The organism is Paenibacillus sp. P36 (genome assembly GCF_045866505.1).
GTDB classification, from domain to species: Bacteria; Bacillota; Bacilli; order Paenibacillales; family NBRC-103111; genus Paenibacillus_E; species Paenibacillus_E chondroitinus.
Map to the genome: position 1 here is coordinate 4,896,363 of NZ_AP038372.1, position 26,770 is coordinate 4,923,132.

General features: G+C 45.6%; 25 protein-coding genes and 1 riboswitch. Of the genes, 3 read left to right on the forward strand and 22 right to left on the reverse strand.

From position 1 onward, the window contains the following. Positions 1-46 precede the first annotated feature (46 nt). The gene (locus ACKTT9_RS21960) at positions 47-4,981 is read right to left on the reverse strand and encodes a chondroitinase-B domain-containing protein (RefSeq protein ID WP_407867636.1); all 4,935 of its coding nucleotides are present in this window, start codon (positions 4,979-4,981) and stop codon (positions 47-49) included. Between the two features lie 538 nt (positions 4,982-5,519). On the opposite strand from ACKTT9_RS21960, the gene ACKTT9_RS21965 reads away from it, so the two are divergent. Beyond that, a complete protein-coding gene (locus ACKTT9_RS21965; RefSeq protein WP_407867637.1) occupies positions 5,520-6,173 on the forward strand; it encodes a FusB/FusC family EF-G-binding protein in 654 nt (217 codons plus the stop codon). A 60-nt stretch (positions 6,174-6,233) separates the two neighbouring features. Here ACKTT9_RS21965 and ACKTT9_RS21970 read toward each other — a convergent pair whose 3' ends face one another. The 15 genes from ACKTT9_RS21970 to ACKTT9_RS22040 all read right to left on the reverse strand — a co-directional run bounded on the left by ACKTT9_RS21970 (position 6,234) and on the right by ACKTT9_RS22040 (position 17,440). Then, positions 6,234-7,106, reverse strand: a complete 873-nt coding sequence (locus tag ACKTT9_RS21970; protein ID WP_407867638.1) for an NAD-dependent epimerase/dehydratase family protein — start codon at positions 7,104-7,106, stop codon at positions 6,234-6,236. 186 nt (positions 7,107-7,292) lie between these two features. After that, complete coding sequence (locus ACKTT9_RS21975; protein ID WP_407867639.1) at positions 7,293-7,436, reverse strand: hypothetical protein; 144 nt, start codon at positions 7,434-7,436, stop codon at positions 7,293-7,295. Between the two features lie 142 nt (positions 7,437-7,578). Continuing rightward, the gene (locus tag ACKTT9_RS21980; RefSeq protein ID WP_407867640.1) at positions 7,579-8,067 is read right to left on the reverse strand and encodes a cupin domain-containing protein; all 489 of its coding nucleotides are present in this window, start codon (positions 8,065-8,067) and stop codon (positions 7,579-7,581) included. A 17-nt stretch (positions 8,068-8,084) separates the two neighbouring features. Next, complete coding sequence (locus ACKTT9_RS21985; RefSeq protein WP_127450801.1) at positions 8,085-8,321, reverse strand: 4-oxalocrotonate tautomerase family protein; 237 nt, start codon at positions 8,319-8,321, stop codon at positions 8,085-8,087. A gap of 49 nt (positions 8,322-8,370) precedes the next feature. Beyond that, the gene (locus ACKTT9_RS21990) at positions 8,371-9,111 is read right to left on the reverse strand and encodes an SDR family NAD(P)-dependent oxidoreductase (RefSeq protein WP_407867641.1); all 741 of its coding nucleotides are present in this window, start codon (positions 9,109-9,111) and stop codon (positions 8,371-8,373) included. A 51-nt stretch (positions 9,112-9,162) separates the two neighbouring features. Further along, a complete protein-coding gene (locus ACKTT9_RS21995; RefSeq protein WP_407867642.1) occupies positions 9,163-9,792 on the reverse strand; it encodes a DsbA family oxidoreductase in 630 nt (209 codons plus the stop codon). Continuing rightward, on the reverse strand, positions 9,789-10,334 hold the full coding sequence (locus tag ACKTT9_RS22000; protein WP_407867643.1) for an NAD(P)H-dependent oxidoreductase: 546 nt from the start codon (positions 10,332-10,334) through the stop codon (positions 9,789-9,791). Before ACKTT9_RS22000 ends, ACKTT9_RS21995 begins: the two co-directional genes overlap by 4 nt. Positions 10,335-10,365: 31 nt before the next feature. After that, positions 10,366-10,689 (reverse strand): NIPSNAP family protein, encoded by a 324-nt coding sequence (locus ACKTT9_RS22005; RefSeq protein WP_315950893.1) that lies wholly within the window; start codon positions 10,687-10,689, stop codon positions 10,366-10,368. A gap of 90 nt (positions 10,690-10,779) precedes the next feature. Beyond that, positions 10,780-11,349: a TetR/AcrR family transcriptional regulator gene (locus ACKTT9_RS22010; protein ID WP_407867644.1), complete on the reverse strand. Its 570-nt coding sequence runs from the start codon at positions 11,347-11,349 to the stop codon at positions 10,780-10,782. A gap of 228 nt (positions 11,350-11,577) precedes the next feature. Further along, positions 11,578-12,426 carry a DUF6454 family protein gene (locus tag ACKTT9_RS22015; RefSeq protein WP_407867645.1) on the reverse strand — a complete coding sequence of 283 codons (849 nt, stop codon included), beginning with the start codon at positions 12,424-12,426 and terminating at the stop codon, positions 11,578-11,580. 37 nt (positions 12,427-12,463) lie between these two features. Continuing rightward, on the reverse strand, positions 12,464-13,309 hold the full coding sequence (locus ACKTT9_RS22020) for an ABC transporter permease (protein WP_127450813.1): 846 nt from the start codon (positions 13,307-13,309) through the stop codon (positions 12,464-12,466). Beyond that, entirely contained in the window at positions 13,306-14,487 is a 1,182-nt protein-coding gene (locus tag ACKTT9_RS22025; RefSeq protein WP_407867646.1) for an extracellular solute-binding protein, read from the reverse strand. Before ACKTT9_RS22025 ends, ACKTT9_RS22020 begins: the two co-directional genes overlap by 4 nt. Before the next feature lie 24 nt (positions 14,488-14,511). Continuing rightward, the gene (locus tag ACKTT9_RS22030; protein ID WP_407867647.1) at positions 14,512-15,543 is read right to left on the reverse strand and encodes an ABC transporter ATP-binding protein; all 1,032 of its coding nucleotides are present in this window, start codon (positions 15,541-15,543) and stop codon (positions 14,512-14,514) included. Positions 15,544-15,578: 35 nt separating this feature from the next. Beyond that, positions 15,579-16,403, reverse strand: a complete 825-nt coding sequence (locus tag ACKTT9_RS22035; protein ID WP_127450819.1) for an ABC transporter permease — start codon at positions 16,401-16,403, stop codon at positions 15,579-15,581. A gap of 5 nt (positions 16,404-16,408) precedes the next feature. Further along, on the reverse strand, positions 16,409-17,440 hold the full coding sequence (locus ACKTT9_RS22040) for a LacI family DNA-binding transcriptional regulator (protein WP_407867648.1): 1,032 nt from the start codon (positions 17,438-17,440) through the stop codon (positions 16,409-16,411). A gap of 331 nt (positions 17,441-17,771) precedes the next feature. Between ACKTT9_RS22040 and ACKTT9_RS22045 the strand changes: the two genes are divergently transcribed. After that, entirely contained in the window at positions 17,772-19,277 is a 1,506-nt protein-coding gene (locus ACKTT9_RS22045; protein WP_407867649.1) for a glycoside hydrolase family 26 protein, read from the forward strand. Positions 19,278-19,353: 76 nt separating this feature from the next. Here the strand turns inward: ACKTT9_RS22045 and gudD are convergent, their stop codons facing one another. Then, a complete protein-coding gene (gene gudD / locus ACKTT9_RS22050; RefSeq protein ID WP_407867650.1) occupies positions 19,354-20,721 on the reverse strand; it encodes a glucarate dehydratase in 1,368 nt (455 codons plus the stop codon). Positions 20,722-20,895: 174 nt separating this feature from the next. Here gudD and ACKTT9_RS22055 point away from each other — a divergent pair, with 174 nt between their 5' ends. Next, positions 20,896-21,753 carry an alpha/beta fold hydrolase gene (locus ACKTT9_RS22055; protein WP_407867651.1) on the forward strand — a complete coding sequence of 286 codons (858 nt, stop codon included), beginning with the start codon at positions 20,896-20,898 and terminating at the stop codon, positions 21,751-21,753. Between the two features lie 56 nt (positions 21,754-21,809). Here the strand turns inward: ACKTT9_RS22055 and ACKTT9_RS22060 are convergent, their stop codons facing one another. From ACKTT9_RS22060 to ACKTT9_RS22080, 5 genes are all read right to left on the reverse strand, one after another. Further along, a complete protein-coding gene (locus tag ACKTT9_RS22060) occupies positions 21,810-22,193 on the reverse strand; it encodes a hypothetical protein (RefSeq protein ID WP_407867652.1) in 384 nt (127 codons plus the stop codon). A gap of 84 nt (positions 22,194-22,277) precedes the next feature. Continuing rightward, positions 22,278-22,416: riboswitch (cyclic di-AMP (ydaO/yuaA leader) on the reverse strand. 58 nt (positions 22,417-22,474) lie between these two features. Further along, complete coding sequence (locus ACKTT9_RS22065) at positions 22,475-23,305, reverse strand: alpha/beta hydrolase (protein ID WP_407867653.1); 831 nt, start codon at positions 23,303-23,305, stop codon at positions 22,475-22,477. 54 nt (positions 23,306-23,359) lie between these two features. Next, positions 23,360-23,821 carry a MarR family winged helix-turn-helix transcriptional regulator gene (locus ACKTT9_RS22070; protein ID WP_407867654.1) on the reverse strand — a complete coding sequence of 154 codons (462 nt, stop codon included), beginning with the start codon at positions 23,819-23,821 and terminating at the stop codon, positions 23,360-23,362. Positions 23,822-23,866: 45 nt separating this feature from the next. Further along, a complete protein-coding gene (locus tag ACKTT9_RS22075) occupies positions 23,867-24,979 on the reverse strand; it encodes an oligogalacturonate lyase family protein (protein ID WP_407867655.1) in 1,113 nt (370 codons plus the stop codon). Positions 24,980-25,004: 25 nt separating this feature from the next. Beyond that, complete coding sequence (locus tag ACKTT9_RS22080; RefSeq protein WP_407867656.1) at positions 25,005-26,717, reverse strand: hypothetical protein; 1,713 nt, start codon at positions 26,715-26,717, stop codon at positions 25,005-25,007. Positions 26,718-26,770: the final 53 nt, after the last annotated feature.

Genomic DNA, 26,770 nt, shown 5'->3' on the forward strand with positions numbered 1-26,770 from the left:
CAAATCTGCTGCATACCATGTGGCGTTTATTGCAGAAACTGCTAGACTACTGCCGATCCAACATACGCATGACGACTGTTACGGCTTCCGCCCTTGTAGCGGTTACAAACGGCTCGAAAGTTTGATTCTCCCTACCGTTTATTAGCCCTAAGGAAACCGCTTGCGAAACCGCCGGCAATGCCCAAGCTGGAATCAGAGAACTGTCGCTAAATTTGGTTGAAAGTGCCCCGTCCTCTTTTGGCGAGTAGGCTCTTACAAGCATAACAACCATTTCTGTCCGATTAATGGATGCATTGGGACGTAAAGACTGGTCTTCATATCCCTGCAAAATTCCTGCTGCCAGCGCTGCACCCAGTTCTCCCTCCGCCCATGCTGGAATATCCGCTTGATCGGTGAATGTCCGTTTCGACGGTTCTGACTTCAAACTTAAAGCTCGCACCAGCATAGCAGCGAATTGTAATCTTGTCATCGGCTCGTCAGGCTTAAAGCTTCCGTCCGCGTAACCGTTCACGATGCCTTTGGCCGCAGCGCGAGAGATTTCATCCGATGCCCAATGTTTCGACACATCTGCGAAAGATTCCTGCGACGGCGCAGTTGGCGAAGGAATTACAGGCAGCGGGTTGGCCGGTTCAGGCACTGGATTCGGCACTGGCGCTGGCGTAGGCGCAGGTGTTGAGCTGTTGCCGGATGAGGAGTCCCTCGAAGAGGAACTGCTGCTAGCTGGTCGCTGCACCATGATGCTATACGTTTTATGAGTACCGGTAGGCAACGACACATCGATTAGAACAACACTGCCGGCCCCGGCAATGGCAAGCGGTTCGCTTTCGCTGCCGCTGCGAACGGTTTGCCGCACAGTGCCGTCAACACTTACTTGAATTTCAGCCGCTTGACTTGCCGATGTTGGTGTCACTTTCAAGCTGCTAATTCCCGTTGGGAGCATGACCGTGTAAAAAGTGACTTCCGGTCGGAAGGCAGGCGCAAAGGTTAGATTCGAGTTCATCTGCAAGCTGCTCAAATCTGGTGTCCCTTCTTCCACTGGCAGATTCCGTCCAGCCGCAGGCCCGACATCGGCAGCCGTAAGCGGCCGAAGTGTCAAATCGCTCGCCGGTTCGTACTCATCACTACCCACATCAGCGGTATGTATCCGTCTTTGACCGTCCATATCGTCTGACGCGATATACGGACCTTTTGCCGCATCAATCGCAGGACTTTGCGGCGATATACGTATTAATCCGTCGCTGCTACGAATTAGCTTCAGATCTCCTTTGTACGTTGCGCTTACAACCGTTGCATTCGCAGCCACGCCAGCAGTCCCATCGGCCATATTGCCGACATAGGTTGGCCGGCCTGCATCTGTGATATCTTTTGACTCATTGAAAATAGTCCCTGCGTTACTGAAAATCAAATTGTTATAAATTTGTGTTCCCGTCGGCTGGAACGTGCGCTGCGTAATTTTTACCGCCGATGCTTTATTGCTTAAATTTACGAAGGAATTGTTATAAATTTGTACATTGTATTGTCTCCAATGCCCGCGCAGCAGCTCCTGCTGTCTATCCGGCGTAAGGCTCCTAAGCTCTGCAAAGTCGTTCGCACCCGTGCCCCAACGGATAATCGGATTTGTACCTCCGTCCGGCCCTGCATCTTCCGTTCCGCCATCCAGCTGAACGGCATCATCCGTAAGCCCTTCCATGTAATTATTATAAATTTTGTGGTCATTACCATAAATGCGGAATCCGCTAGTACCTGCTTTCTTGCCATCCGCGATGATGAAGTTGCCATAAAAGCTGTTGCGATGGCCGTGACGGGCAACCATTCCTCCATAAGAATTGAGGACGGTGTTATAGCGGATTGTGTTGTCACTGCTTTTCACCGAGACGATTTCGTCTTCCCCGTTTAATCCGTCGAACAAATTGTATTGAACCGTAACATGCCCGGGGGCCAAAGATAATCCGGAAAGTCCTAGACGGATCGCTTCCAAACCATTGCTCACTCGCGGACCGATATCATGAAAGTGATTGTATTCAATCACATCATACTGCGAAACCGCGTCCTTGCCGTCATACGTAATCACGGCTCCAAAGCCTGTCTTCGGTCCGATGTCATTATATGCGATACGGTTATGGCTGCTCGTCCCCTCAACCCGAATATAATGCCGGTCAGTCCCGCTGTCTGTGAGTAGCGCCGAGTTCGGCGAATGCGATGTTTCACCTGTATATACGGTTCCATTAGGATCATAACTATCGCCGTAACGGCAGCTATTTTCCACACCGATGACACACCAGATTGGTTTGTTGACATTATTTTCAGCCTTCGTAAAACGGTATTTCTGACCTGTTTCATCTAAAGCAAATGTATTTCGCAATATTGAAATATTGCTGGAATCGAAAAGCTGCACCCCTGGATGCACGCCACTCATACTGGCGATTCTTTCATCCGGAACTGCTCTGCTCTTCAGTGTATCCTCCCCATGCTCCGATCCGCCGCCCGAGTGAAAGGTGAGCCCCTCAACTTCGACGTATTCGGAGTTTTCGATATGCATGTAGCTGTCACCGGCTATAACAGCCTTGCCCTGCTCCGCAGCAACAATTCGGATCGGAAGCGCAGCAGTCCCTTTTTTATCCTTCACGACGAACGGACCCATTTGTTGATAAGTACCGTTTTGCAATTCAATCGTCATGCCTTTCGCAGCCTGATCCAGCGCAGCCTGCAAGCCTTCCGAAGTGCTGACTTTCACCACTTGAACAGGAGGCAGCGGTTCCACCGGCTTATCACCTGCCTGCGGCGGCCCACTTGGCACAGTAGGCTCTTCTACATCAGGCGCAGTACCTGTGTAAAGCTCGACTTCCGTTATGCTGTTCCAATTGCCTGAGCTTCCCGAAGCTGTATTGCCATATCCGACCAGCCGCAAATACCTGACGGATGCCGGATTACTCAGCACATAAGGCTGAATGATGTCATCCCCGACCTGAAGAACGCGGCTTGACCGCTTGGGAAGCAAGACGGTCGGATTCTGGAAATCCGCTTGATTTGAACCTATAATCTCAAAATGAGTTTGACGGTCGAGCGCGTTCAAGAAAGCAATATTCAAATAGGTGACCTTCTCGGGTTGCCCTAAATCGAACTGCAGCCACTCCCCTTGACCTGAAGCGGACCAGCGTACATCATTATCCCATATCCCGTCCACCACATTCGCGGGAATATTCGTTGTATTCGGCTGATAGGAACTGGCGGTAACCGTGCTTGCGTTCAACGGTATTTGACCGTTCGTTCCTTTGGCCGATAGCCTATATACCTGGAGCGTATAGGTATTCGTTGCATCTCCATTTGATAAACGAATATTGATTTTATTCACGCCGGGTGCTAGCGGCACATTGGCTAAGTCACTCACCGTCTGATTCGTGCCATTGTTATTCGTCAGAGTCACCGTCGTCGAAACACCTGCGCCAGCTTGCATCTCAAACCGAACAGGACTTGCAACCTGTGGAACAATGACCTCATACCCGCCCATCTTCGATGGTGAAAATGGTGGGTTCATCCCTAACTTTTGACTGCCTGCCCATACATCCAGGCTAGAGAGCTGGATTTCCGGCATTTTCTCGGCAAAGGTGAAAAAGGATCCATCTGTCAACTCCGCATCCATCGCATAGTAGACTCCACCGTGCAATTCCACCGGAGTCAAAGGATGCGGTACCGCGTCATTAAAATCACCGCTTGTACTCGTTAACAGCAATCCGCCTAACGGGAGCATTGCTTCCGGGAAAGCAACTTGCACCGTCCCGACATTGCCGGTATTCTGGACTTTCCACGTCCGCGCCGACTGCTTGAAGCCCGTACCGTAAGGAACCGACGGTGCGGTACTTCCGTTATCTCCCCAGAGAAGATACTGCTTATCCGCTAAAGCTCCTTTCGCACTAACGACGACCTGAGATGCCGCCGGTCCTTCACTGCTCCGGCTTGTCTCTTGAGCCAATGCGCCTTGCTGGTCTCGAACAATCCCTGCGATGTTATGGCCAAAAGCCGCATTGGCCGCTGTGGGCCATACAACCTGATGCGACAAGCCTGCCGAGACATAATCCTTCCCTCTCAGTGGCGTCCCGAACTTGAGGGCCATATACGTCTGCACTTGATCATGCTGGATAGAGTTTAGAGAATCGCCAAAAACGATCATCTCGGCAACTTGTCCATCATAACCAGAGCCCCCCGTGACAGCAGAACCGAGGGACATCGGGTTGCTTCCGTTCCCAACCATCGCAAGTCGAGCCTGAGACGATGTTGCAATCGTTTGCCCATCTAATGAAATGGCTTGATAGACGTTATTTGAAACGGATGGACGCGATTCATACTGAAAGCCCCAGCTGTTGTACGAAAGAGGCGGAACTGAATAACCCGTTGTAAGCCGTGGATTACCGGATGTGACTGCACCCGAATCCCACAGGATTTGTGGGGTGCTTGAGAAGAAAGGGATATATGCTCCAAACCTTCCTGTGCCTTGTAAAGTTTCATAGAAAATTTGCGAGGTCTGATTGGATAATGTGATCCCGCCGGTAACCAAATAAGCACTTGCTCCTGCAACGGTTTCATTCTGAGCAAACAACCCGTCTTTATCCAATAGAAGACTTCCGTTTCCTGAACGTATGAATTGGACCGACGGTTGGAAATTTAATGAGGGATTGGATGCCACATACTTTGGTTTCGTCCGTGGGCTCTTGTCCCCGACTGTCCCGTCGTTGATGAAATCGTTCCCTTGCGGACTGCTATCCTTCCATTTCGTCACTTCACCATTTCCGTTTAGCGTCATGCTCGACAGATCCGCTTTCAACCACAATTTCAGCAAGTTGGCATCGACACCGCCAGGTGTCCCTGTCGTCTCACCTGTGGCATCGGCTTTGGAGAAACCTGCGGGCAGACTTGTGAGAATTAAAGTTGCCGCGAGCATCAAGCTGATCTTTCGCTTCCAAGAAACTTTGAATACTTTGTTCAAACTTACATCACCCCTTCATCATCATGAAACTCTCAGGCATCAATTTGGATGCTGACTAGCGTGAAAGCCAATACACACATCATATGTAAACCCTTACAAACAATAAATCATCAAAACCTAAACTCATCGTCAAAATCTCGAATACCACTGATCAATATCGGAAATGAACCATTAATTTGTGGGATCAACCTGATTTCACTAAGATTCGAAGGGTTTTCTCCATATTCAAAAGAAAGGAGCTGCACGCCGGCAGCCCCTTCATCCTGTTTGTAATTATTAATTATACATAGACTTTCCTTTGAAATACCGTTGTGAGTCTTTTATAATAGATGTTATCGCAAGTATAAGGAGTTGGTATCGATGGCAATAACCGATTGCCAGATTGGCACAGCCTCATGCAAAGCCTGTTTTGGAGGCGATACTTTGCATGGGCGGGAATTGAGCAGTACAAACATCGCCTAATTCAGCATAGATCGGTTCCACGATGTGGCTTTGCACCTTATTCATTTTACGATTCTAAAATAAGGGGCTGTTCCATATGTGTGAACCATTCATTAGAAACCATCAATTCAATTTTATTAAAAAACAAGCTGGGATTCTGGAGCAAGCGCTGAAAACGAACGCAGATCCGAAAGTATTGGAATCCGTTCGATATAGCTCAGAATCGAAGATTTCTGAACTATTTCCAGACGCTACAGACAACCAGAAACAAATGCTGGAAACCATCTTCAAGCTGAAAGCAGCGGAAGATTTTCAAAAACATCTTAAGGCGTTAGAGCCTCATTTGATGGAATTTCCGCCAATTAGCGCAAAGCAGATTCAAAAGCTATTCCCTAAGAACAAAAAGCTTAAACTGCCTGATTTGTCAGCGATCGACTACCGATACGTCACCTATCTTAGTTGGGTCGATATAGCGACGAATAAACTATTCATTGTCTATCATCTGAATGGGCAATTCGTTGGGGTAGAAGGGAAATATACTCCGACTAACAAGAAAGGCTTTTGTTTTTTATGTAATAGATATGAAGAACTTGCTCTATTTACGGCAATCTCCAAGAAAAGGCCGACTCATACTACGCCTGATTATTATAAAGCGGTCGGTAACTATTTATGTATGAATGGTCAAGAATGTAATAAGAACTTGACGGATATTGCTTCGTTAGAAAAGTTTATTGACACTGTGATCGGTTAAATGAAAGACCGGGACCTCTTGCTGCATAAGGTCCCGGTCTTTTTCTGTCTTCTGGCGGCATCACATTGCTGGAATCTCAGAAGGTACCCGCAGATTAATTACATCGATGCCCTTCTCATCGCGAGCTTTCAAGTCTTTTAGAAACTCAAGAAAGTTATATCTAGGTTTCCAACCCAGTATTTCTTCAGCCATAGATAGGTCATGTTGTTCCACTTGCTCCGGCAATTCGATCTCGTACTTGTTCAGTAATTGAATGGCGCCTGGAACTTGTGACTCGCACCACGCAGGACCCTTTTTCTTAAAGTCTTGAATAACATCCATAGGCATACCATGATTCGTATGTACTATTGTGCGAAAAAGCCCCACTTTCTTCTCCAAAACGGCCTTAACAGAAGCAACTGTAGCTTCAGCTACATCCCTTCTATCCACACCATTGCGAAGCAAACGAGTACCGAACTCTAAATAGGGGCGTGGAATAAACTCATGGTAACGCAGCATCGCTATCGAGGCACCTGTCATTTCATGATAAGTTTTACACAAATCTTCACCAATAACTTTACTAACTCCGTAGATTGATCCCCAGCCATAGGCCATTGAAGAAGCATAGACGATAGCTTGAATCCCAGCTTGCTTGCATGCTTCCATTACATGAAAGGTTCCATCCACGTTCACAGCAAAAATCGTTTCATCACTTACAGGCGGCTTATGTGCGCTATGCCAGGCTGCCAGATGAACAACCGCATCCATGCCTTGTACCGCAAGCCGAACATCCCCAGGGCTTCTTGTGTCGCACCTTACAAACTCGAGTTCCTTCAGATCGTCTGCATGTGGAGGCATAATGTCTGCCATCCTAACCGTGTAACCTGCAAGAACTAATGCTCTGCATACGGCTTGTCCGCCATTGCCCGCGGCACCAGTAACAAGAACTTTCATGATCTCACACCACCTAACTTAGTATGTTGGTTATCTATTCGTCATTCTACATGCTACACCTGCCGATGCGATAAAAACTCCTACTCCGCGAGCGCGTATCACAAAGAATAAGCGAATGGAGAAACCAAAAAATCCCGAAGTTAATCCTCCGGGATTATGTAAACGACATAGTTGAGTTTCACTGCATTAACGGATAAAGCTTAAAGGCAGCAATTTGGTGAAAAAGTTAGTTTCGTTTTCTACTTTTACTTTCTCAGGTTTCATTACTTGTTCATTTTTCATCGTATTATGAGACATCAAATTTTCCCATGCGTAGGTGTTGATATTCACTTCATAATCCTCCTTCAAACTCTCAGGTGTACTTCTACATCTTAGCTTTCATTTGTTCACCTGATGTCAAAGAGGATTAGATTTATTGTAAAGAAAAAACACCGCCTAATTTATCGGCGATGTCTTCCTTCTAGATGATATTTTATTTAATAAATTGATCTAATGGGCCTAACGTAACAGCATTATACTTCTCAGAAAGCTCCAAAAGTCTGGGAATATCAATTGGAGCAGGAGGAGGAAGCTCTTTCCTCAGAGCTGGTTCAGCCATTTCCAGGAACATTCCTAAAAATTCTGCACGGCTGAAGAAGTTCAGAAGGCGCGCAGGTTTGCTGCCAACGACCCGCAAACCGTGTGCAATACCTTTCGGCAAGAACACAAATGCGCCAGCTTTAGCTTCGATCTTCTGTCCATCTAGAAAGAAATCAACCTCTCCCTCCAGAATGTAAAAAGATTCGTCTTCCTCATGATGAATATGATAAGGAGGCTCAAAGCCTACCGGTACCAGGTATTCTACCATTCCAAACGAATTGTTGGTAGAAACCGCGTCGGCTTTCACCGTCATCAAAGTTCCTAAATACCAAAAGTCTTTGCCGACTTGGCTTTGTTGCGTATTTATTGCATGACCAGACACTGTAATACGACCTCCGATTACTTCAACTTCTCAGCAAGCTTCTTTCGATATTCCAAGGCAGGCAGTCCACCCCAACCCCAATTATCGGTGTCAACTTCTTCAATAACCACAAAAGTAGATTCTAATGGTTTGTTCAACACATTGAGCAGAACTTCACTAACCCCTTTAATAATCGCGGCTTTCTCTTCTGCGGTAACGGACTGACGATCCGGCGTTGTGCCCTCACGGGTCACTTGGATATTTACGATTGGCATCGAAATTCTCCCCATTTCTATAAAATTAGATGGATCTAATTTGCTAGATTTACATAGTACCCGCGTTTTGCCCACCATCAACATAAAGGATTTCACCAGTAACAAAGTTCGCAGAATCCAGGTATAAAACAGCATCTACGATGTCTTTAGACTCACCCATGCGTCCAACTGGATGTAAACCGGCAAGAACTTCATGTGTCTCAACAGCGTGCATTGGTGTTTTGATGACACCCGGCGAAACGGCATTTACGCGAATACCACTTGCTGCATACTCAATTGCCAAAGATTTGGTAGCTGACTTCAGACCGCCTTTCGTCAATGAAGCAAGCACAGAAGGCACTTTTACCGATGGCTGATCAACCAGACTTGTCGTAATATTCACGATGTGTCCTGAACCTTGTTTCAGCATCTCCGTCACTGCACGTTGAGTAACGTGGAAGAAACCGACCACATTCGTGGATAAATACGTTGCAAAATCTTCTTCGGTATATTCCGTAAATGGTTTAGACATGAAAATCCCGGCGTTATTAACTAGCGTATCAATGCGTCCGAAGTGGGTTAACCCCTCTTCGATTAAGCGCTGTGCCACTTTGGGATCGGCGATATCACCAGCGACGAACCGCACGCTTTTTCCTGTGGGATCTATTTCTTTCGCAACCTCAGCCAATGCCTCTTCGCGGCGTCCATTGATCACGACTTTCGCTCCCTGATTCACCATCTCGATCGCCATCGCTCTTCCGAGACCACTGCTTCCGCCAGTAATCACTACTACTTTGCCTTGTACCGTCATTGGTTATTCTCCTTTATGATGATGTTCTAGATGTTGATTGACTGAATCGACTTACAGTTGTTCAAACAATTTCACAAACTCTGCCGGTGATTGCAGCCCAGACAAGCTGAATTCCTCATTAATCACAAAAAATGGTACGCCTCTGACACCGAGTTTTTGAGCGGTACGCTGTCCCAGTTCTACTTTGTCCAACTCTTCACCCTGAAGAAGGCGCTCTTTGAGCTCCGCGGCTTCACCGACGCCGACTGAAGTTCCTATTTTCACAAGTTCATCCACATCGCCGATATTTACGCCCTCTTCAAAATAAGCTGTATATATTTTCTCAATCAATTGCACTTTTACGTGCTCAGGCGCCATCGATATTAACTGATGTGATAATGTTGTATTAGGCGTATATTGGACGATATCCATATTATATTTAAGCCCGAAACGATTCCCGTTTTCGTGATATTGCTGCTTCCTTGCTTCGAATTGAGGAACTCCGCCTAAGCGGCCGATCATCACTTGACGATAATCTTCGCCCTCAGGACGAATACCTGGGTTAATCTGAAAGGCATTCCAACGGACAGTTGCCTTTTTATCTTCTGGCAATTGCTTTAGAGCGGTTAACAGACTAGTCGTTCCCATACGGCACCAAGGGCAACTAGTATCCATATACACGTCAATCAGCAATTCACTCATTTTGTCAACACCTCAGCTGGTCTTACAGTTTTGATATGGTTGACGAAGTCTTTACTGCTTTGAGCTAATCTTTCATCTGTTACGTCAGAAGTGTCGTTTAGAACAAAGTGAGGCAGATAAGTACCACTAATAAAGCGAGTGAGCGCCTGCATTGGCGTCAAAATTTGTTCGATTGTAAAACGGTTGGAGCCGGTTGCTTGATAAGACTCTTCCGTACCATAGGCCGAAATCGCAAAGCCGAATTCTTTACCCACTGTTTTAGTTGCTTCAGGTCCGTATGCCCAGTTGTAAAGCAAGACATTATCAAACCATTTTTTCAGTAATGGCGGTGTGCTGTACCAAAATAGCGGGTATTGGAAAATAACTCGATCGTGTGCCTCAACCAGTTGCTGCTCTCTTGCGACATCGATATTTTCGTCCGGGTACTCTTTGTGCAGTTCATGAATCGTGATATCGTCATGTTTTTGCAATTCATTGACCCATGATTTGTTCCAATTGGATGCTTCGATATTCGGGTGAGTTACGATAACTAAAATTTTCATTGTATTTGCTCCTATTCAATAGTTGGATTTTTTATTTGTTTTCAAAAAAGGGTACATCTTTCATAAAGATACTTTCCTGTTTCTTAACCAGCGGTCCATCAAGTTCTGAAAGTCGTTTTACTTCAATCCACTCCGGGTCGTTGCGGAATCTATCATAGTTCAGGTTACGATCCTCCATGGAAGCATGTTCAACAATATAATAGAGCCGGTTATTGGATTCATCGAAATCTTCCCAAAAAAGCGTTATTTTCATCTGATGTTTATTAAATAATTGAATAACATGATCCCTGAATCTATCTAAAATAACCTGCATCTTGCCAGGATTAACATCATAAATCCGCAGCTCATATATCATTCTTTACGCCTCCTAATGGAAAGTTTTGCAATTCATTTCATTTACCTATTAAAAGGTAGATTGGCTTTAAAAAATCAATCGCTTATCTCTTTACGTTAAACCGGCAATTAAGCCTTCGGCAATCACTTCGAACCTGCTTCTATCACGAAAACTTCTTGCAAGCAACTGAGCTCCCTGAAGGGAAGCCAGAAATTTATGGGCTTGTACATCCGCGGCACCTTCAAAGTTAATATGCCCTTCCCGACGCCCCTGATCCAATACGCGTTCTAGCCATGTTAAGTTTGTAGTGAAAAACTGTGCTAGCCTGTCGCGTACTTTCGCTGATAAAGTAGCCAGTTCCGTAGAAAGCATGACACTTAAACATGTACAGTAATCCTGTACTGGACCATCGAAGATCAAGATGAATTTGCGCAATTTCTCTAAGTTGTTCTGTGTTTCGATATCGATTTGAGCAATTGCTGACATCGAATGTTTGTGATAGCGAGTGATAAGCGCTTCTCCTAAATCCTCTTTATTTGGAAAATGGTAATGAATGCTGGCTGTCCGTATCCCTACTTTTTCCGCAATATGTGCATAGCTGAATCCGTTAAATCCAACTTCTTGCACCATGTACTGGGCTGTATCCAAAATAATCTCTGCGGTATTTTTATGATTACTCATCGCGTTCTACCTTTTAGTAGATAGAGTTTCAACTCCTCTCTTTCTCGGATATTCAACCGCCCACTCATCATACTATGATCGAAGTCATCCTGCATAATATAGAATCGTGATACTGAATATCTAGATTTCAGATATCAGCTCGTACATTGAATAAGAGCCATCCACATGGCGAATCCTATTGATGAATGAAAAAAGCACTCTAATGAGCGCTTCTTCATTTTGATCGTTTTAAATAGCTGCTTCATAAATCAACATTGATCCGTCATTATCGTCCGGAACAGCATAAAGCCTTATGGTTTCACCAGCAATCTCTAGGAACACTGGATTACGGGTAATTACATGACCTTGCGGGGAAAATTCAGTAATAGGTATTTCGTGAAGGGTTTCTAACGTAAACAGATCTATTAGCGCTAATCCACCCAACTCGTAAGGCTTGGATTTGCTAGAAGGATTGACTAACTCAGAGATGCCGCTCACAATCATTTTTCCGTCACCTACATATTGTCCATCTTGATAGTCGATAAAATGATTCGTATTTTCTTTATCCAGCAGCTGTCGCCCACATGAGTCCCATACATAGAATTTGCGTGATCCCCAGCTGTTGCCGATTAACTTACCATTCTGCCCCTCACGGACCAAGCCTCCGATATGATCTTGAACTCGGAATGATTCTTCTGCTTTTAAAGTGAGAGGATCTATTTTGTAAACGATAGATTGGCTGTGAGGCCGATATTCTGCGACTGACACCCAAATATGGGTACCATCAAAATCAATACCACCAGGATGATACATATCACCCTCACCAAACGATGTCTCCTTCACAAGATTTCCTTGACGATCGAAGACAAATAAATGGCCAACTCCCTTGCCAGGTGTACGATCATAACTTTGATTAGGTTGGTCATATCTGATTGGCCATTCGATAAGTTCAACCGATGACATATAAAAGAAGTCGCCGATTCGAACCATACCTTGGGAGTGGTAATTGTTGAATTGTAGTTCTATTTGGTTTTTCAGCACCCATTTCGTGCTACGTTTTAGATTTCTGAATCCGGCGATGAGATTCTGATCGTCCATGTGCTATTGTCTCCACTTTATCTTCATTTACTTCAAATCATCTAGCCCTAGCACTTTCCTCCGTAATCATACTACGAATATAAAAGTACCCCATAACCGAACAAAGCAAGAAAGTAAAGAACGCAATCGCCGCAGCTAATTGTTTCTCTTGGAACACACCGAAAACCTGCTCCATCGACACCCCTAGCATTTGCGGAGCATTGGGCCCAATGAGAAATGGAGCCGTAAATGAACCGATCACACCCATGAACACAAAAGTAACGGCCACTAGCAATGTTTTATACGTCAGCGGCAAAATGAAACGGACAAAGATTTGCAATTTACGTGCTCCTACGTCCTTCGCGCTTTCAATAATCGAATTAGGAACTGCGGATAAAGCAGAACCAAGCAGCATCGTCGTAAAAGGAATGTTAAACCACAAATTCGCGATAATAATCCCTTTCATATCGAAAATAATACGCGGCATCTCTCCACCGTTTACCAGAAGCAACAGGCGGGCAACCCATCCATGATTGCCAAGCAATTGGATCAATCCATAGGTCGCGATAACAGAAGGGATAAAGATTGGAATCATATACAATTTACGTATCCATTTTACCATCGTACCTGTATTGAATCTCATATAAGCAGCTAAAGCATAGCTGATAATCAGCACGAGAATTACGGAAACAACCGTCACTTCCAGGGTAAAAATAATGTTGGAGCGCATCAGCTTATCGGTGAATAAATACGTGTAATTGGACAAATCATAGCCGCCCGATTTATTCGTCAAGCTTTCCTTAAAGGAAATGATAATAGGAATGACGACAGTGACGAAAAGTAATAAAAAAGAGGGGATAACCAGAAGTAATCCGAATATCCCCATTTTCATTTGTTTACTCATTGTGCAGCAACTTCACTTTGCCAACGCTTCGTCATATCTTTATCCAGTTCACCGATATTGAACGAGCGGAATCCTTCAGAAGCACCTTTGAATGAGTCTTGAATTTCTTTGGACATGTTAGAAAGCTTGATACCTGGGAAGCCATGCATTTTATCGACAACTACGCCTTGTGCCTCAGGTGAAAGAACGAAATCCAAGAATTTGTAGACAGCATCTTTCTTCTCAGACAGCTTAGGCACCATTAAGTATGTTGGTCCGCCGTTAAAACCTGGCGTCAATTGTGTCATTTTCGTTGATTTCGGAAGCTGGCCTTTCGCAACTTGCTCAAGTACCATGTCGGACCAAGCTGGAATCATGTCCACTTCACCATTTGTCAACAAATCAAGAGTCCCTTGGTTTTTCTTCGGATAAATCCCTTTGCCATACACGGATTTACCTAGTTCTTTGAGCAGAGTAAAACCTTGATCCCAACCTTTTTCAACGCTTGGATCGGAATTATGAATCGCTTCTTCCGGCAAGAATTTATACAGAGCAGTTGCTACAAAAGAGTTACCAGCCCCACCTGTGGATGGATCGTTATAAGCGAATTTGGACGGATTTTTCTTGATCCAATCGTACAGTTCATCCAACGTTTTTGGAGGTGTTGCTACTTTATCGCTGTTATAAGCCAATACGACGGCAGATGAACGGTAAGGAATTGCGAGATTGGAGATATCTTTTAACGTTTTTTCATCGACAGCAGCCAGATTCTTAATTTTGTCAGCTGCTAGGGAATCCCACAGATCATCTTTTTGTCCCCGTGTGACATTAGACAAGCCATCTTCGTATAAATCGATATCGCCGGATCCTTTATTCGCTTGTTTGGCAGCAAGAATACGGTCATACGTTGGTTGTGCGCCAGTACCTGAAGGAATGTAAACCGGTTTTACCTTCACATCTGCATTTTGTTTCTCGAACATAGGGATTAACGTATCCCATAGATCTTTAACATTTTGCGATCCCGTAAAATAGAAGGTAAACTCAACAGGTTTTTTGGTATCTGCCGTTGCTTTAACTGGAGCGTTGCTTGGAGCAGCAGATGAACCTGCATTTGTCGCAGAATTACCACAACCGGAGATGAAAGCGGCCGTAGCGGTCATTAAAGTGACTAACGTAATTGCGGATTTCTTGCGTAACATGGTATTGCCTCCTTGGATTTGGGTTTATTTTTCGGAAAATGCAATGATTTTGGCAAAGTTTGCTTTTACATGTTGTCCTGTATGGAGATCCTTGACAGAATCCCTTGGTTGAAACGCCCGGATTGTTCCGTACTGAGGTAAATCAATAGATACTTCCGCATAATGCCCAAGCACCATCACTTGTTTAATTACACCCGAAAGGCCTTGTCCTTCTTCACTTTCTATGATCACATCTTCAGGTCGAACGGCAAGGTGCACATGCCCGGACAGATTTTTTGTATTTGGAAAACTTAGATGCCCGACGGTAACGCGTTCGGCAGCGATCACCCCTTTCAAAAAGTTCATTTTGCCGATAAATTGAGAAACGAACAACGTACTTGGTTCATCATAAATTTCTTGTGGTGAAGCGATTTGCTCGATGTTCCCTTGATTCATAACGACAATACGATCCGAAATCGATAAAGCTTCTTCCTGATCATGAGTGACGAATACCATCGTAAGGCCTGTTTTGGACTGAATTTCCCTTAGCTCTTCCCTCATCTCGTGGCGAAGCTTGGCATCCAGTGCGGAGAAGGGCTCGTCGAGCAATAGAACAGCCGGCTTCAGAAGCAGTGATCTTGCAACCGCTATACGCTGCTGTTGACCACCGGAGAGTTCCCCTGGATATTTCTTTTCGGCTCCAGGCAAGCGAACCAACTGCAGCACTTCGTTTACGGCTTTATCGATTTCCGCCTTTTTGATCTTGCGTATTTTAAGACCGAATGCGAGGTTGTCATACACCGTCATATGCGGCCATAGATTGTAACCTTGAAAAACCATGGATGTCGGACGTTTCTCAGGAGGCGCTTGAAGCACACTTTTACCCTCAATGAGAATGTCGCCGGAATCGGGATCCAGGAAGCCTCCGATGCTGCGAAGAACGGTTGTTTTTCCGCAGCCTGAAGGGCCAAGCAATGTAATTAACTCCCCTTTACGGACATCTAGAGAAATTCCGGTTACGCCTTCTCCGGTTTTATAGCGTTTCGTTAATTGTTGAACTGAAAGCTGAATGTCCATGTGTGCCCCCTTCTATTTTAGGAATGAATCTGTCGTCATTTGAGTTGGAAGCCGCTGGACATAATATCTGCGCTCACAAAGCGCTGTGCAGCCAGCAAGAGAATAATCGTTGGTGCTGTCAAAATGATGGAAAATACAGCTCCCGCATAGGCCGGATAATCGCTGATAATCGAGTACATAACAATCGGCATCGTTTTATAGTTTGGAATGCCCACAAGGAATGTGCCCTGAGCTTCATCCAGTGAATTCAAGAACGTAAAGATAGAAGCTACGATAATTCCCGGCATAGCCATAGGAAGTGTAATACTGCGGAACACGCGGAACGGGCTTGCCCCTACATCCCTTGCCGATTCCTCTTGCGCCATATGCACATTGCGGAAAGCAGCTGTTGGAATCCACGTCATGAACATGAGCACGTTAATCATATGGATTAAAACAACGCCTATTAATGTGTTCATCAGTCCGAGTTTGAAGAAAAGCACAGCAATCGAAACGTAAAGTCCCATTTTCGGAAAAGCATGTGTCAGAAGAAACGAGAACAAGAAAAACTTGCTAAGTGGAAATCGTATGCGTGCAAACGCATAGGCTGCCGGAATGCAAAGCACAATAGAAAGTGCCGTTACGATTGTTGCGATGACAAAAGACAAGCCAATTGATTTTGCAATATCTTCTTGCTGGAACACAAACGTCCACCATTTCAGTGACCACTCATGCGGCAAGATATCGGGATAGGTCCATTTGCCGGTAAAAGCCAGAATAGCGAGATTGAGCAGTGGGCCCAAGAAAAAGATGACGAACACAACAAGGATGAGAAATTCTACGATTTTACGCGGGCCTATTGCTTTTAAATACCAACGCATGCGGACTAACCACTCCTTTCAATAGAAAATGTTTGAGTCGACTGACGGACAATGAGTTTGGGTACTAATTGCTTGGGATGCTCAATGTAGGCTTCCTGACGGATTAACTTGTCTAGCAAACTGAAAGCCTGAATCCCCATCTCTTCCGTATTGACCCTGATCGTTGTCAAAGAGGGTGAAAACATAGCGGCAAAGTCAATATCATCGAAGCCGACAACCGCTACTTGTTCGGGAATACGTACCGACTGTTCCAGCATAAACTTCATAGCGCCAAGCGCGATCATGTCGTTGGTAGCAAATAACGATGTATATCCGCCTGCGCGAAACTGCTCCCAATGGGCACGCATGAGCTCATACCCTTCGCCAAACGTGGACGTCGATGCCTGTAAGATCGAGCTTGACGGGAGCGGAATCCCCAATTCTTTCAAATGATTTTTGAAGCCTTTCAGCCTCAAATTGTGACTGCGATGTGTTTGTGGTCCAGCAATTACGAAGATGCGACGATGCCCCTGATCTGCGAGATGTTCAGCAACCATTCGGCCGCCTTCCTCGTCTTGATTCACAATATGCATGACACCATCGACATCCGTGGAGCCATTGACCATGACATAGGGAACCCCGAAGTTTGCGATGTAATCAATCACATTCTGCTGTAAACGGCTAATCAGGATTAGCCCGTCCACCCTTTTTTCCATCATAAAATCGGCCGAACGCAGCGACATTTCATGATCCGTCGTAACGAAAACAGAATAATTCATGCTTGCCGCTGTCATTAAAATAGCATCTAGAATTTTCCCATAAAACGGATGGGAAGCAATCGGATGATGCCGGCGATAAATCAGAACGCCAATGTTATGTGTTCTTTGTGAAACCATTGCCCTAGCTACGGCATTGGGCTTATATTGCAGTTCTTCAATCAGCTGCAGCACTTTATTGCGTACTTCCAAGCTGGTATAGCCCTTGCCAGATATCACGCGAGACACCGTGGATTTGGATACACCGGCGCGTAGGGCAATTTCCTTAATCGTATGCTCCATGATGCGACCTCATTTCTGTATGTGAGACCGTTCCCACACACTTAATTTAACTTAGAAATATTATTGCTGTGTTAGCAGCAAGATAAGTAATTGTAAAGGCAAAAAAGCTGCCCCCAGGTTCTCGCAACCTTTGGAACAGCTCATTTATAGGTAAACCTTATGAATTATTCGTACAACGGCAGCAGAACTGATCGTTCCATTGACCGTCTCTCAAGTTTAGGCATACAATTAACGTACTGATGAATCTACGTAGATGTCTATATCTTCCTTACGAGAGGAACTTACTTATCCCATGTTTAAAAAGGTTGTCTGGACATTAGGAGCCCTCGGCTTGGCAAGTTGCATCGCGGTCACTTTTTTTGTCATTGATACGGAATTAAATGACCTCGAACAAAGCCGATCAGAACCTGCTGTTGCACTAACGCATCCCACCGTTGCTTCCTCAACTCCCAAGCCCAAACAGCCGGATATTTTAACCTATTGGACGAACCAAGAGAAGAAATCCGCTCAATCCGGTTATTCGGAAGCCGCAGCTGCCTATCGAAATCGAATCACAGCATACTCAGCCGGTCTTCCTTCCATATCGCCGCTAACCTATGATTGGTCCAGCATCCAAAGTCCTTCAGCGGAAATGGAGCTTTATCTCCGCGTTCCAATGACAACGGAATCCACTCATCTTGCCAAACACGAGCCAGCATCAGGGTCTTATATTGGGATGTTAGGGGCAGATCGCAGAGTCGGCTACGATGTTACGAAAATTGAAGACGTGTACGGGCGAAAACACGCCCTTTATTTGGCTTATGTCGGTTGGCGAAAAGTACAGACCGATACGAATACCTATTTCCCGGCGCGAACTGCGGAAAGAGTGAAAGAACTCGGCGGCGCACTCCAGATCGGTTGGGAGCCGCGCTTTGGCTTGGACGACGTGCTGGATGACGAATACGTTCGCCGTTTTGCCCGGGAAGCCAAGGCTTCCGGCATTCCTATTTTCTTACGTTATGCTTCGGAGATGAATGGCGCATGGGTGCCATGGCATGGAACTCCCCAGCAGTATATTGAGAAATTCCGCCTTGTTCACGACATCATGGCCGAAGAAGCGCCTAATGTAGCGATGGTTTGGTCCCCTAATTTCTCACCGTCGAATACGATTGACGACTACTATCCAGGTGACTCTTATGTAGATTGGGTTGGTTTCTCTTTGTATAACACACCCTATTCAGGAGACAAAGAGCAGCTAAAAGGGACCGTAATCGATACTTTCGCTCCTCTCTATGAGCGTTATCGCCATAAGCCCATTATGATTTCAGAGGGCGCTATTGCTCACACCTATTTACCTACAAATCAAACGTACTGGAGTTGGTCAGAAGGCCAGCTGGGGTACATGTACGGTTTACTGCCGCGACTGTTTCCGCAGGTGAAAGCCATCACCTATTTTAACTTCAGTCGAGCTCAAGCAATTCGGACGAATGGAGCTTATGTGTATGATATCGGGGAAAACCCATTCATGGACGGCTTTTATCAACGGTTAATCCAATCCGATTGGTTTATAAGCAAAGTAGAAACAGGTGTTGATCCCATCTCTTATCGCTATACGCCTGTTACCGGTCAATCTCTTCCTACTGGCAAACAAACCGTTCTTGTTTATCCTAAGCTGGAGAACGATCGGGGTGAACCTCCATTTGCTATCGCCATTTACCAAGGTAATCAGCTTCTTGGCGTCAGTTATGAGGCTCCATGGGAAATAGACATTCAAGTGAATGCTGAATCGGCGTCAGAACCTTGGTACGCCATCGCTTACAATGACAAGATGAAGCCCACGGCTGTCAGCAAAAAGTAAATGAAACTTGACCTGTATATATGTAAAAGTAGCCGCTGTTTCCTCTAATCAGGAAACAGCGGCTACTTTTTATCAACTATCTCAAAAGACAAGGACGTTTGTTATCAAATTTCCAATTAGGGATATAAAACTGCATAGCCAGCGCATCATCACGCGCTCCCAAGCCCTCTTGGTTGTACAGCTGATGCGCCTTCTCAATGGCGTCCATATCAAGTTCTACTCCCAGACCCGGCTTGTTCGGAACCTCCACCATGCCTCCAATAATCTGGAACGGCTCCTTGGTCAACTGCTGTCCATCCTGCCAAATCCAGTGCGTATCAATGGCCGTTATTTTTCCCGGCGCTGCTGCTGCCACATGGGTAAACATCGCAAGCGAGATATCAAAATGGTTGTTCGAATGAGATCCCCATGTGAGCCCCCATTCCTGACACATCTGAGCTACTCGAACAGAGCCCTGCATCGTCCAGAAATGTGGGTCGGCTAACGGAATATCGACAGATTGCAGCTGAATCGTATGGCCCATCTGGCGCCAATCGGTAGCAATCATGTTCGTTGCCGTTGGGAGGCCTGTCTCACGCCGGAACTCGGCCATGATTTCACGGCCTGAATAACCGTTTTCTGCTCCGCATGGGTCTTCCGCATAAGCCAATACGTGATGCTGATCACGGCACAGATGAATCGCCTCTGCTAAAGACCATGCCCCGTTAGGGTCAAGGGTAATTCTGGCTTGAGGGAAACGTTCCGCCAGCGCAGTGACCGCTTCAATCTCCTCCTCACCGCGTAGGACGCCACCTTTTAACTTGAAATCATTAAAGCCATATCGTTGATACGCCGCTTCGGCAAGTTTCACGACGGCTTCGGGTGTAAGCGCTTCCTCATGACGCAGTCGAAACCAATCATTCGCAGCATCCTCTGCGCTCAGGTACGGAAGGTTTGTCCGATTCCGATCCCCAACATAGAACAAGTAGCCTAACATCTCTACTTTATCGCGCTGTTGCCCTTCTCCTAGCAGTGCTGCAACCGGAACATCCAGAAATTTGCCTAAGAGATCAAGTAGTGCTGCTTCCAATGCCGTAACGGCGTGTATCGTGATGCGTAAATCAAAAGTCTGCAAACCGCGTCCTCCTTGATCCCGATCAGCGAATTGCTTGCGAACTTTCGTAAGAATGTTATTGTATTGGCCGATCGATTGACCGATAACCAGTGGGCTCGCGTCTTCAAGCGTTTTGCGAATATTCTCGCCGCCCGGTACTTCACCTACGCCCGTATGACCTGCACTGTCTTTGAGAATTACGATGTTACGTGTAAAGAATGGAGCATGCGCTCCACTAAGATTGAAGAGCATGCTATCATGCCCTGCAACTGGAATTACTTTTAGTTCGGTAATGATTGGCGTGCTGGAAGCTTGATTTCGCGATGGCTCATTTAGCAGTTCTTGTTTCATGGCTGATCTCTCCCTTTCATGTGGATGAATACCAGTTTAATGAAGATGACAACTAATTAGCTTTCCTTAAGTTAAATTGTACCACGTCCTCTAGCTCCTAAGTACTTAAATAACTCATATTCACATATTTTTGTTAGGGAATAGTATGCGCTCGCCGGAGAGGAAGTTGAAATTATGGTTCATTATAAAAAAATGAAGATTGACGGTTGGGAGTTATTTTTTCGCCAAGCCGGGAGTCCATACAACCCAACCATCATCCTTCTTCATGGTTTTCCAAGCTCATCCCATATGTTTAGGGATTTAATTCCTCAACTCACAGACCACTTTCATATCATTGCTCCTGACTATCTTGGATACGGAAATAGCAGTATGCCTTCCACAGAAGAATTTGCTTACACCTTTGAGAATCTATCCATTCTGATTGAAAAGTTAATTGATAATCTCGGCATTTCTCAATATATATTGTACACCCATGAGTATGGAGGTCCTATCGGGTTCAGACTGGCCGTACGGAATCCGCACCGTATTCTAGGATTCGTCATTCAGAATGCCGTAGTTAGTGAAAACGGATTAGGGAAGCCGTTCGATCTCTTCAAAGCCCTCTGGGAGGATAGAAATCCTGCAACCGAAGCGGCCTTTGCTCAGCTTGCAACCTTCCATTTTACGAAAATGCAGTATGTTACGGGCGTGTGTCATCCCTACCGGATTAGTCCCGATGGTTATCTAATGGACCAGTTATTTTTGGATCGACCCGGCAATAGCCAAATCCAGTTGGAATTGGGCTACGACTATCGGACCAACGTCGAACAATACCCTGTTTGGCAGCAGTACTTGCGAACTTATCAACCTCCTACGCTCATAACCTGGGGCAAAAACGATTTTATTTTTACGGTGCAAGGGGCACTTGCTTTCGGTGAACTTTTAACGTGTGTGGAAACTCACTTTTTATGCGGGGGCCATTTTGTTCTGGAAGAGCAAAGCCAGCAAGTTGCGGAGCTTATCAAGCGTTTTTTTGGCCGTATCTATTCATGAGAAAAACGAAAAAGGAGCTGCCGCAAGGCAAGCTCCTTCTCTATTGTTGAAGATCGTTAAATGGTATGGCTGATGTACGCTCTGAGGCAAGGATACGGACCACTGAAAATATGCGCCATGGTTACGATAAAGGTGAGGTGTTCCTGTAAAATTTGGAGCGTGGTTCCGACGCGATGGGCTAGCGATTGTTCAACCGCTAATTCCTTTTCTGAACTCAATTGGTTAAGCAGCTCATTGTTTTGAGCAACCGTTTTGCTAATTTCCATTAACGTCTGTGTTTCGACGTCTGATGGCCGGTAAGCCAAATTCGGAAATTGAATGTCGTACGTCTCCAACCGCTGTTTCAAATGAAGTATCTCATGTTGACGCTGTACGGAATCGTTGGCTCTCTTCCATGGAAGAAGATTCTTCCATTCTTTGGTTACTTTCATAAGCAGCATGTCTAGTTCCTCCTATTTTCTCTAGAAGAGAAAAAGGAAGCGAGGGAATAGAACCTCAAATCACATAGTTCCATTGAATGTTTCTATCCATTTCTTTCTACGCTGACGAAGTTAGCTGACGGATTCGGGTTGAAAGTTAACCCTAACACTTTACATGTGTACTCACCCCAGGAAACTTGGTTCCCCCGCTTCTTTAATCTAAAGAATTAAGCGTATTTTATCAATTTACTCCAATGTATAAGGAGAAGCAATAGTAATATTTTCTTATCTATTCTATGTCCTTAGTCATGCATCCCCTGTAACCATAACATGATCCGATCTACTACCTCCAAATATCTTTGCCCAACAAGCAATCCGGTGTGAGTCGTATCCCAAAGTCCTGTATATTCAGCATGGAGATGCTCCGCTGTCGCCTTTCCCCGCCGGTCATTTTCTTCACTATTAATTGCTTTAATAACCAAGGCTGGATGAACCATCAAACTGCTGTCTATCGATATCCCCCCACCTGCCCCCAAAGAGAAATAAAAATCATTAAATGCTTGTAATGACTCCACAGTTATATACTTTCTCTGAAAATCAATGTCATCCGCTGATTCATCTATACTGGAAATCTCTTCTCGGGATGGTGCGGGCATTAAAACGCCTGTTGTCATTGCAGCTATTTCTTTGTAGGGTACAGCTTCATAAACTTCCTTGCTTATGCTTGTATCGATCACCACTAAGCCTGCAAGTTCGTTGGTTTCAGCCAGCTTCTGGCTCAAAATTCCTCCCATGCTAAATCCTATGAGAATCGGTGGAGCCTCACACTCAGCCAAAACCTCTTTGATATCCTCCAAATAATCTTCGAATGTTACATGTGTCAAATCGAGCACTCTACTTTTGTAGTGCCCTCTCAAATTCATAACATAACAATTCCATCCCTTGTTTATAAAGTGTGGGATGTATTTGCTCCACATCCAACTGCCGGTGTAGGCACCGTGTACAAATAAAAGCGGAGGTCTTTTGGAGGCTCCCTTCGGTAGCTCATCTCCCTCGAAAATTTCTATACATAGATCATTTTCTCCAATATATTTCACACGATGATCTGGCAAATCTTTTGTATAATCTTTCATGATAAGTTTCACCTCGTTATATAGTTTGACGTCAAACTATTAGTTTAAAAAAATTTAAAAATTGTTATAAATTTTCGTTAGAATTCTCAGTAATTCTTCCTTCTCTTTATCCGAAATGTCCATGTAAAATACATCTAACATTTTTTCTGAGATGGTTTCAAATATAGGTCTCAGTTCCTCCCCTTTTGGCGTTAAGGCAACATAGACGACCCTTGAATCTACGGTGTCCCTTTCCTTAGTCACGTATCCGAGCCGGACCAATTTGTCGACAAGTGCAGTCACAGTAGACTTATCTTTATCAATTTTCTTGGCAATCTCCGCCATAGTCAATCTAGGCAGCTTAAATAGAGCAAAGATAATATCCCCGTGTGAAATGGCAATATCATCGACCCCATATTTCGTCATCTCGGCTATGATAAACCGATTGGTCTTTTCTCTAATTCTGGAAATAATTGATACAGCGTCTGTTGGTTTCATATTCTCATTATAGTTTGACGTCAAACTAATGTCAATCATCTATTCGAGGCAGCCGATCAAACTAGCCGGCTGCCTCGAACCTTGTCACAAATCCACTTTATATATACAAGGAACGCCCTCCATATCAGAGGTAAAGATGATAAATGTGCCATCTGGAGAAAAAGCCGGATGCGGATGAGCATCCTGTGTGTTGCCGTATGACTTCCAGCTGGTTCCATGGGAGCATAACCGCTCTTCTTCCCTCTGTTCTACATCCACTAAATAGATAAAGTGCTGCTCGGGCAGCTGCCCGTCCCCGACGATCATCGTATGATTGGCATTCGAAATAAAGTGGCAATACTTGGAGCAATTCATCCAGATCTCTTCCTCTAATGTCTCCGAGTCCATGAAACGGATACTTTCGTGATAGAGATCATCTTTATGCCGGTACACATAAGCGAATCTAGAGCCATCAGCAAGCCAATATTCATGCGTGATGAGCTCATCATGCGTCTGTTCCTTCGCACAGCGCAGCCGCGTCCCGTCCTTTTGGACTAGCCAGAGTCTGGCATCAATCAGATGCCCAGGACCTTCATGACAAAATAAAATGGTCGATGGGTCATTGGGACGAATTTGCGGATGTCCAAGCCAACAGTCCAGCTCCTCATGTGCGATATGGCTGGTTCGCTGTTCGATATCCAGGTAGATGATTCGGCAGTGCGGTTTCGCTGCCCATTGCGGCTCGAAATTGGACCAATCCCCTTTGCCTGGTACGACATCCCTTTCATTGATTTCGACCAGTACGAGATACTTGTCATCTGAGCTGAGACCGGGATTGGCATTGGATTTCCAACCTGCAGGTGTCGTATAGAGAACGTCTTCCATCAGCGTCGTCATATCCAATCGCATAATTCGCTGATCTCTGCAATAAATCAAGTAGTTGTCGTCACTCGTCAGACTGCAGCTGAAATCGTGAATATCGGGTCCTTCCGTTAATTGCAGGGCCGTTCCATCGTTCAGATCCATCCGGTAAAGCTGACGGGATCCCTCTCGCTCGCTAGCGTAAATGAGATAGCGATTGTCGTTTGTGATCATTTTATAATAAAAATAAGGATGATGATTCACCTGCTCCGGGGCTGTCAAACGCGTCATAGATCGACCCGTATAGGCATCGGCAAACGGATGGAACTCGTTACGAATCGTAGATCCTTTAGCCATCTGTGATCACTCCATTCTCTTAATGTTAGGGCCGAGGCCGCAGCATCTTCATCTTCTCGGCAGGTTTAAGCGGCAAGGTCAATTGAAGAACCGAGCGGTTTGGAGCACGGAACTCCGCCCGAACCTCTGCGTTCGCTTGTACGACAGAAGCCTCAGCGTTGAGCTCATCTCCCCGTTCACCCAAACGCCATGCAAACAGAAGCAGCGCTTCCTGCATGCTAGCGAAATCAAATCGCTTCCGCTCGCCGGTATAGATGACATAGTCAAGAAACCGTTTATCCGGCTCCTGCCCGAGCTCCCATCTTGGCTGTTCCCCGTCAAAGGCTGCGAATATTTTCTTCACCTGCAGCGTCTGCTCAGCTATGTGTACCAAAGCTGAATCGGCCGCTGGCGAAACAGCTTCTGCCCGAATCTCGTGCTGACTGCCTCCAATCTCAAAGCGAACTCTTAGGTCTGACGATTCGATAGTTCCGTCAATGGGATCGAGCCCAATGTGCGTATTGCCGCCATTCGTGCAAAATCCGATGCCGAACAACACATCCTTCCCCTTTTGAACACTGGAATAAATTCCGGAAGAGTAGTCGTAGCCTTCGTTTAAAAGGCGCAAATGAATGTAGGTGGATGCGTCACCATTGCGTACATAAGCTAGCAAATTGCGGCGCTGATTCCACATCACATCTTTGCTGAAGGTTCCCACACTAACCGGCCCTTCCATATACGTAGTTGCTTGGTTAACAATGTCGCCAGCCTCATCTTTGCTAATCGTCTGTACATGCTCCGTTGTTTCTGTATGTTTGAACGCTGGTATGTACTTCTCAGGACATCCGATATCATTGCCATACCAATCCAGATTGTAGGTTAGCTGATCGTCTGGCATGAAGTTCAACTCCCCTTGGCTGGCAAACTGCAAGAACGATAAAACTTCCGGCGTCATCATCGTATGATAGGCACGACTGTGCGGGCCAGACCATTGCTTGCTGGGGACATGAAAATGCTCAGCCACCATTCCCCATGCAACATCCAGCATCTCCGAGCTGAGCTGTTTCGCTTCCGCAACTTGGGTCGCAGTATGAATACTGGACAATTCCTGTATCGCCACGATCGTATATGTCGGACTGTTAAACTCCTGGAAAGTTCCCAACTGTTTCGTATACTCGCTGAACAGACGTAAACGCTCCAAACCGTAATTCAAGTACTTTTCTTCGCCATAGACTTCGCCGCTAAGCAAAGTAACGAAGGCGCCCATAATGGCAATATTTGTATAGCTAGGACCGACATTTCGTTTAATGATGGCGTCGCATGCACAATAAAGCGCATACCGGATTTGCTCGCGCAGCTCCGGGCTCAGGATATCGGAGTGCCGCTGCTCAGCCAGCACCAGCCGCTTGCCGCAGAAATCCGCCCAATTCCAGTCTGGCGGAGCCATCCTCTCCAGCGGCTCTTCGTAGAACCAAGACCAAATTCCGAAGGTAGCATGCTCCGGATTCTGATCCTGCAGGCTAATCACCTGTTCCAGTATGCCATGTGCTCTTTCTACATGAAGAGGCTGGCGGCTGTCCAGCAACCCCAGAGCATAAACACAAGCTGCCAAGGTAGGGTGAGTAAACGCTACATCTTTTAACGTACTGTGATAACCCGGCGTATGGAAAGGCTTGCGAACCATCCTCAATTCAGGCGTATAGTCTTCGTGCCATTTCTCAAGCTGATTAAGCAGCATCTTATTTGAATTTATTGTCATTGTGAATTACACTCCCTTATCCGTATAAAATAGCCTCCCAACTCCTGTTCGAA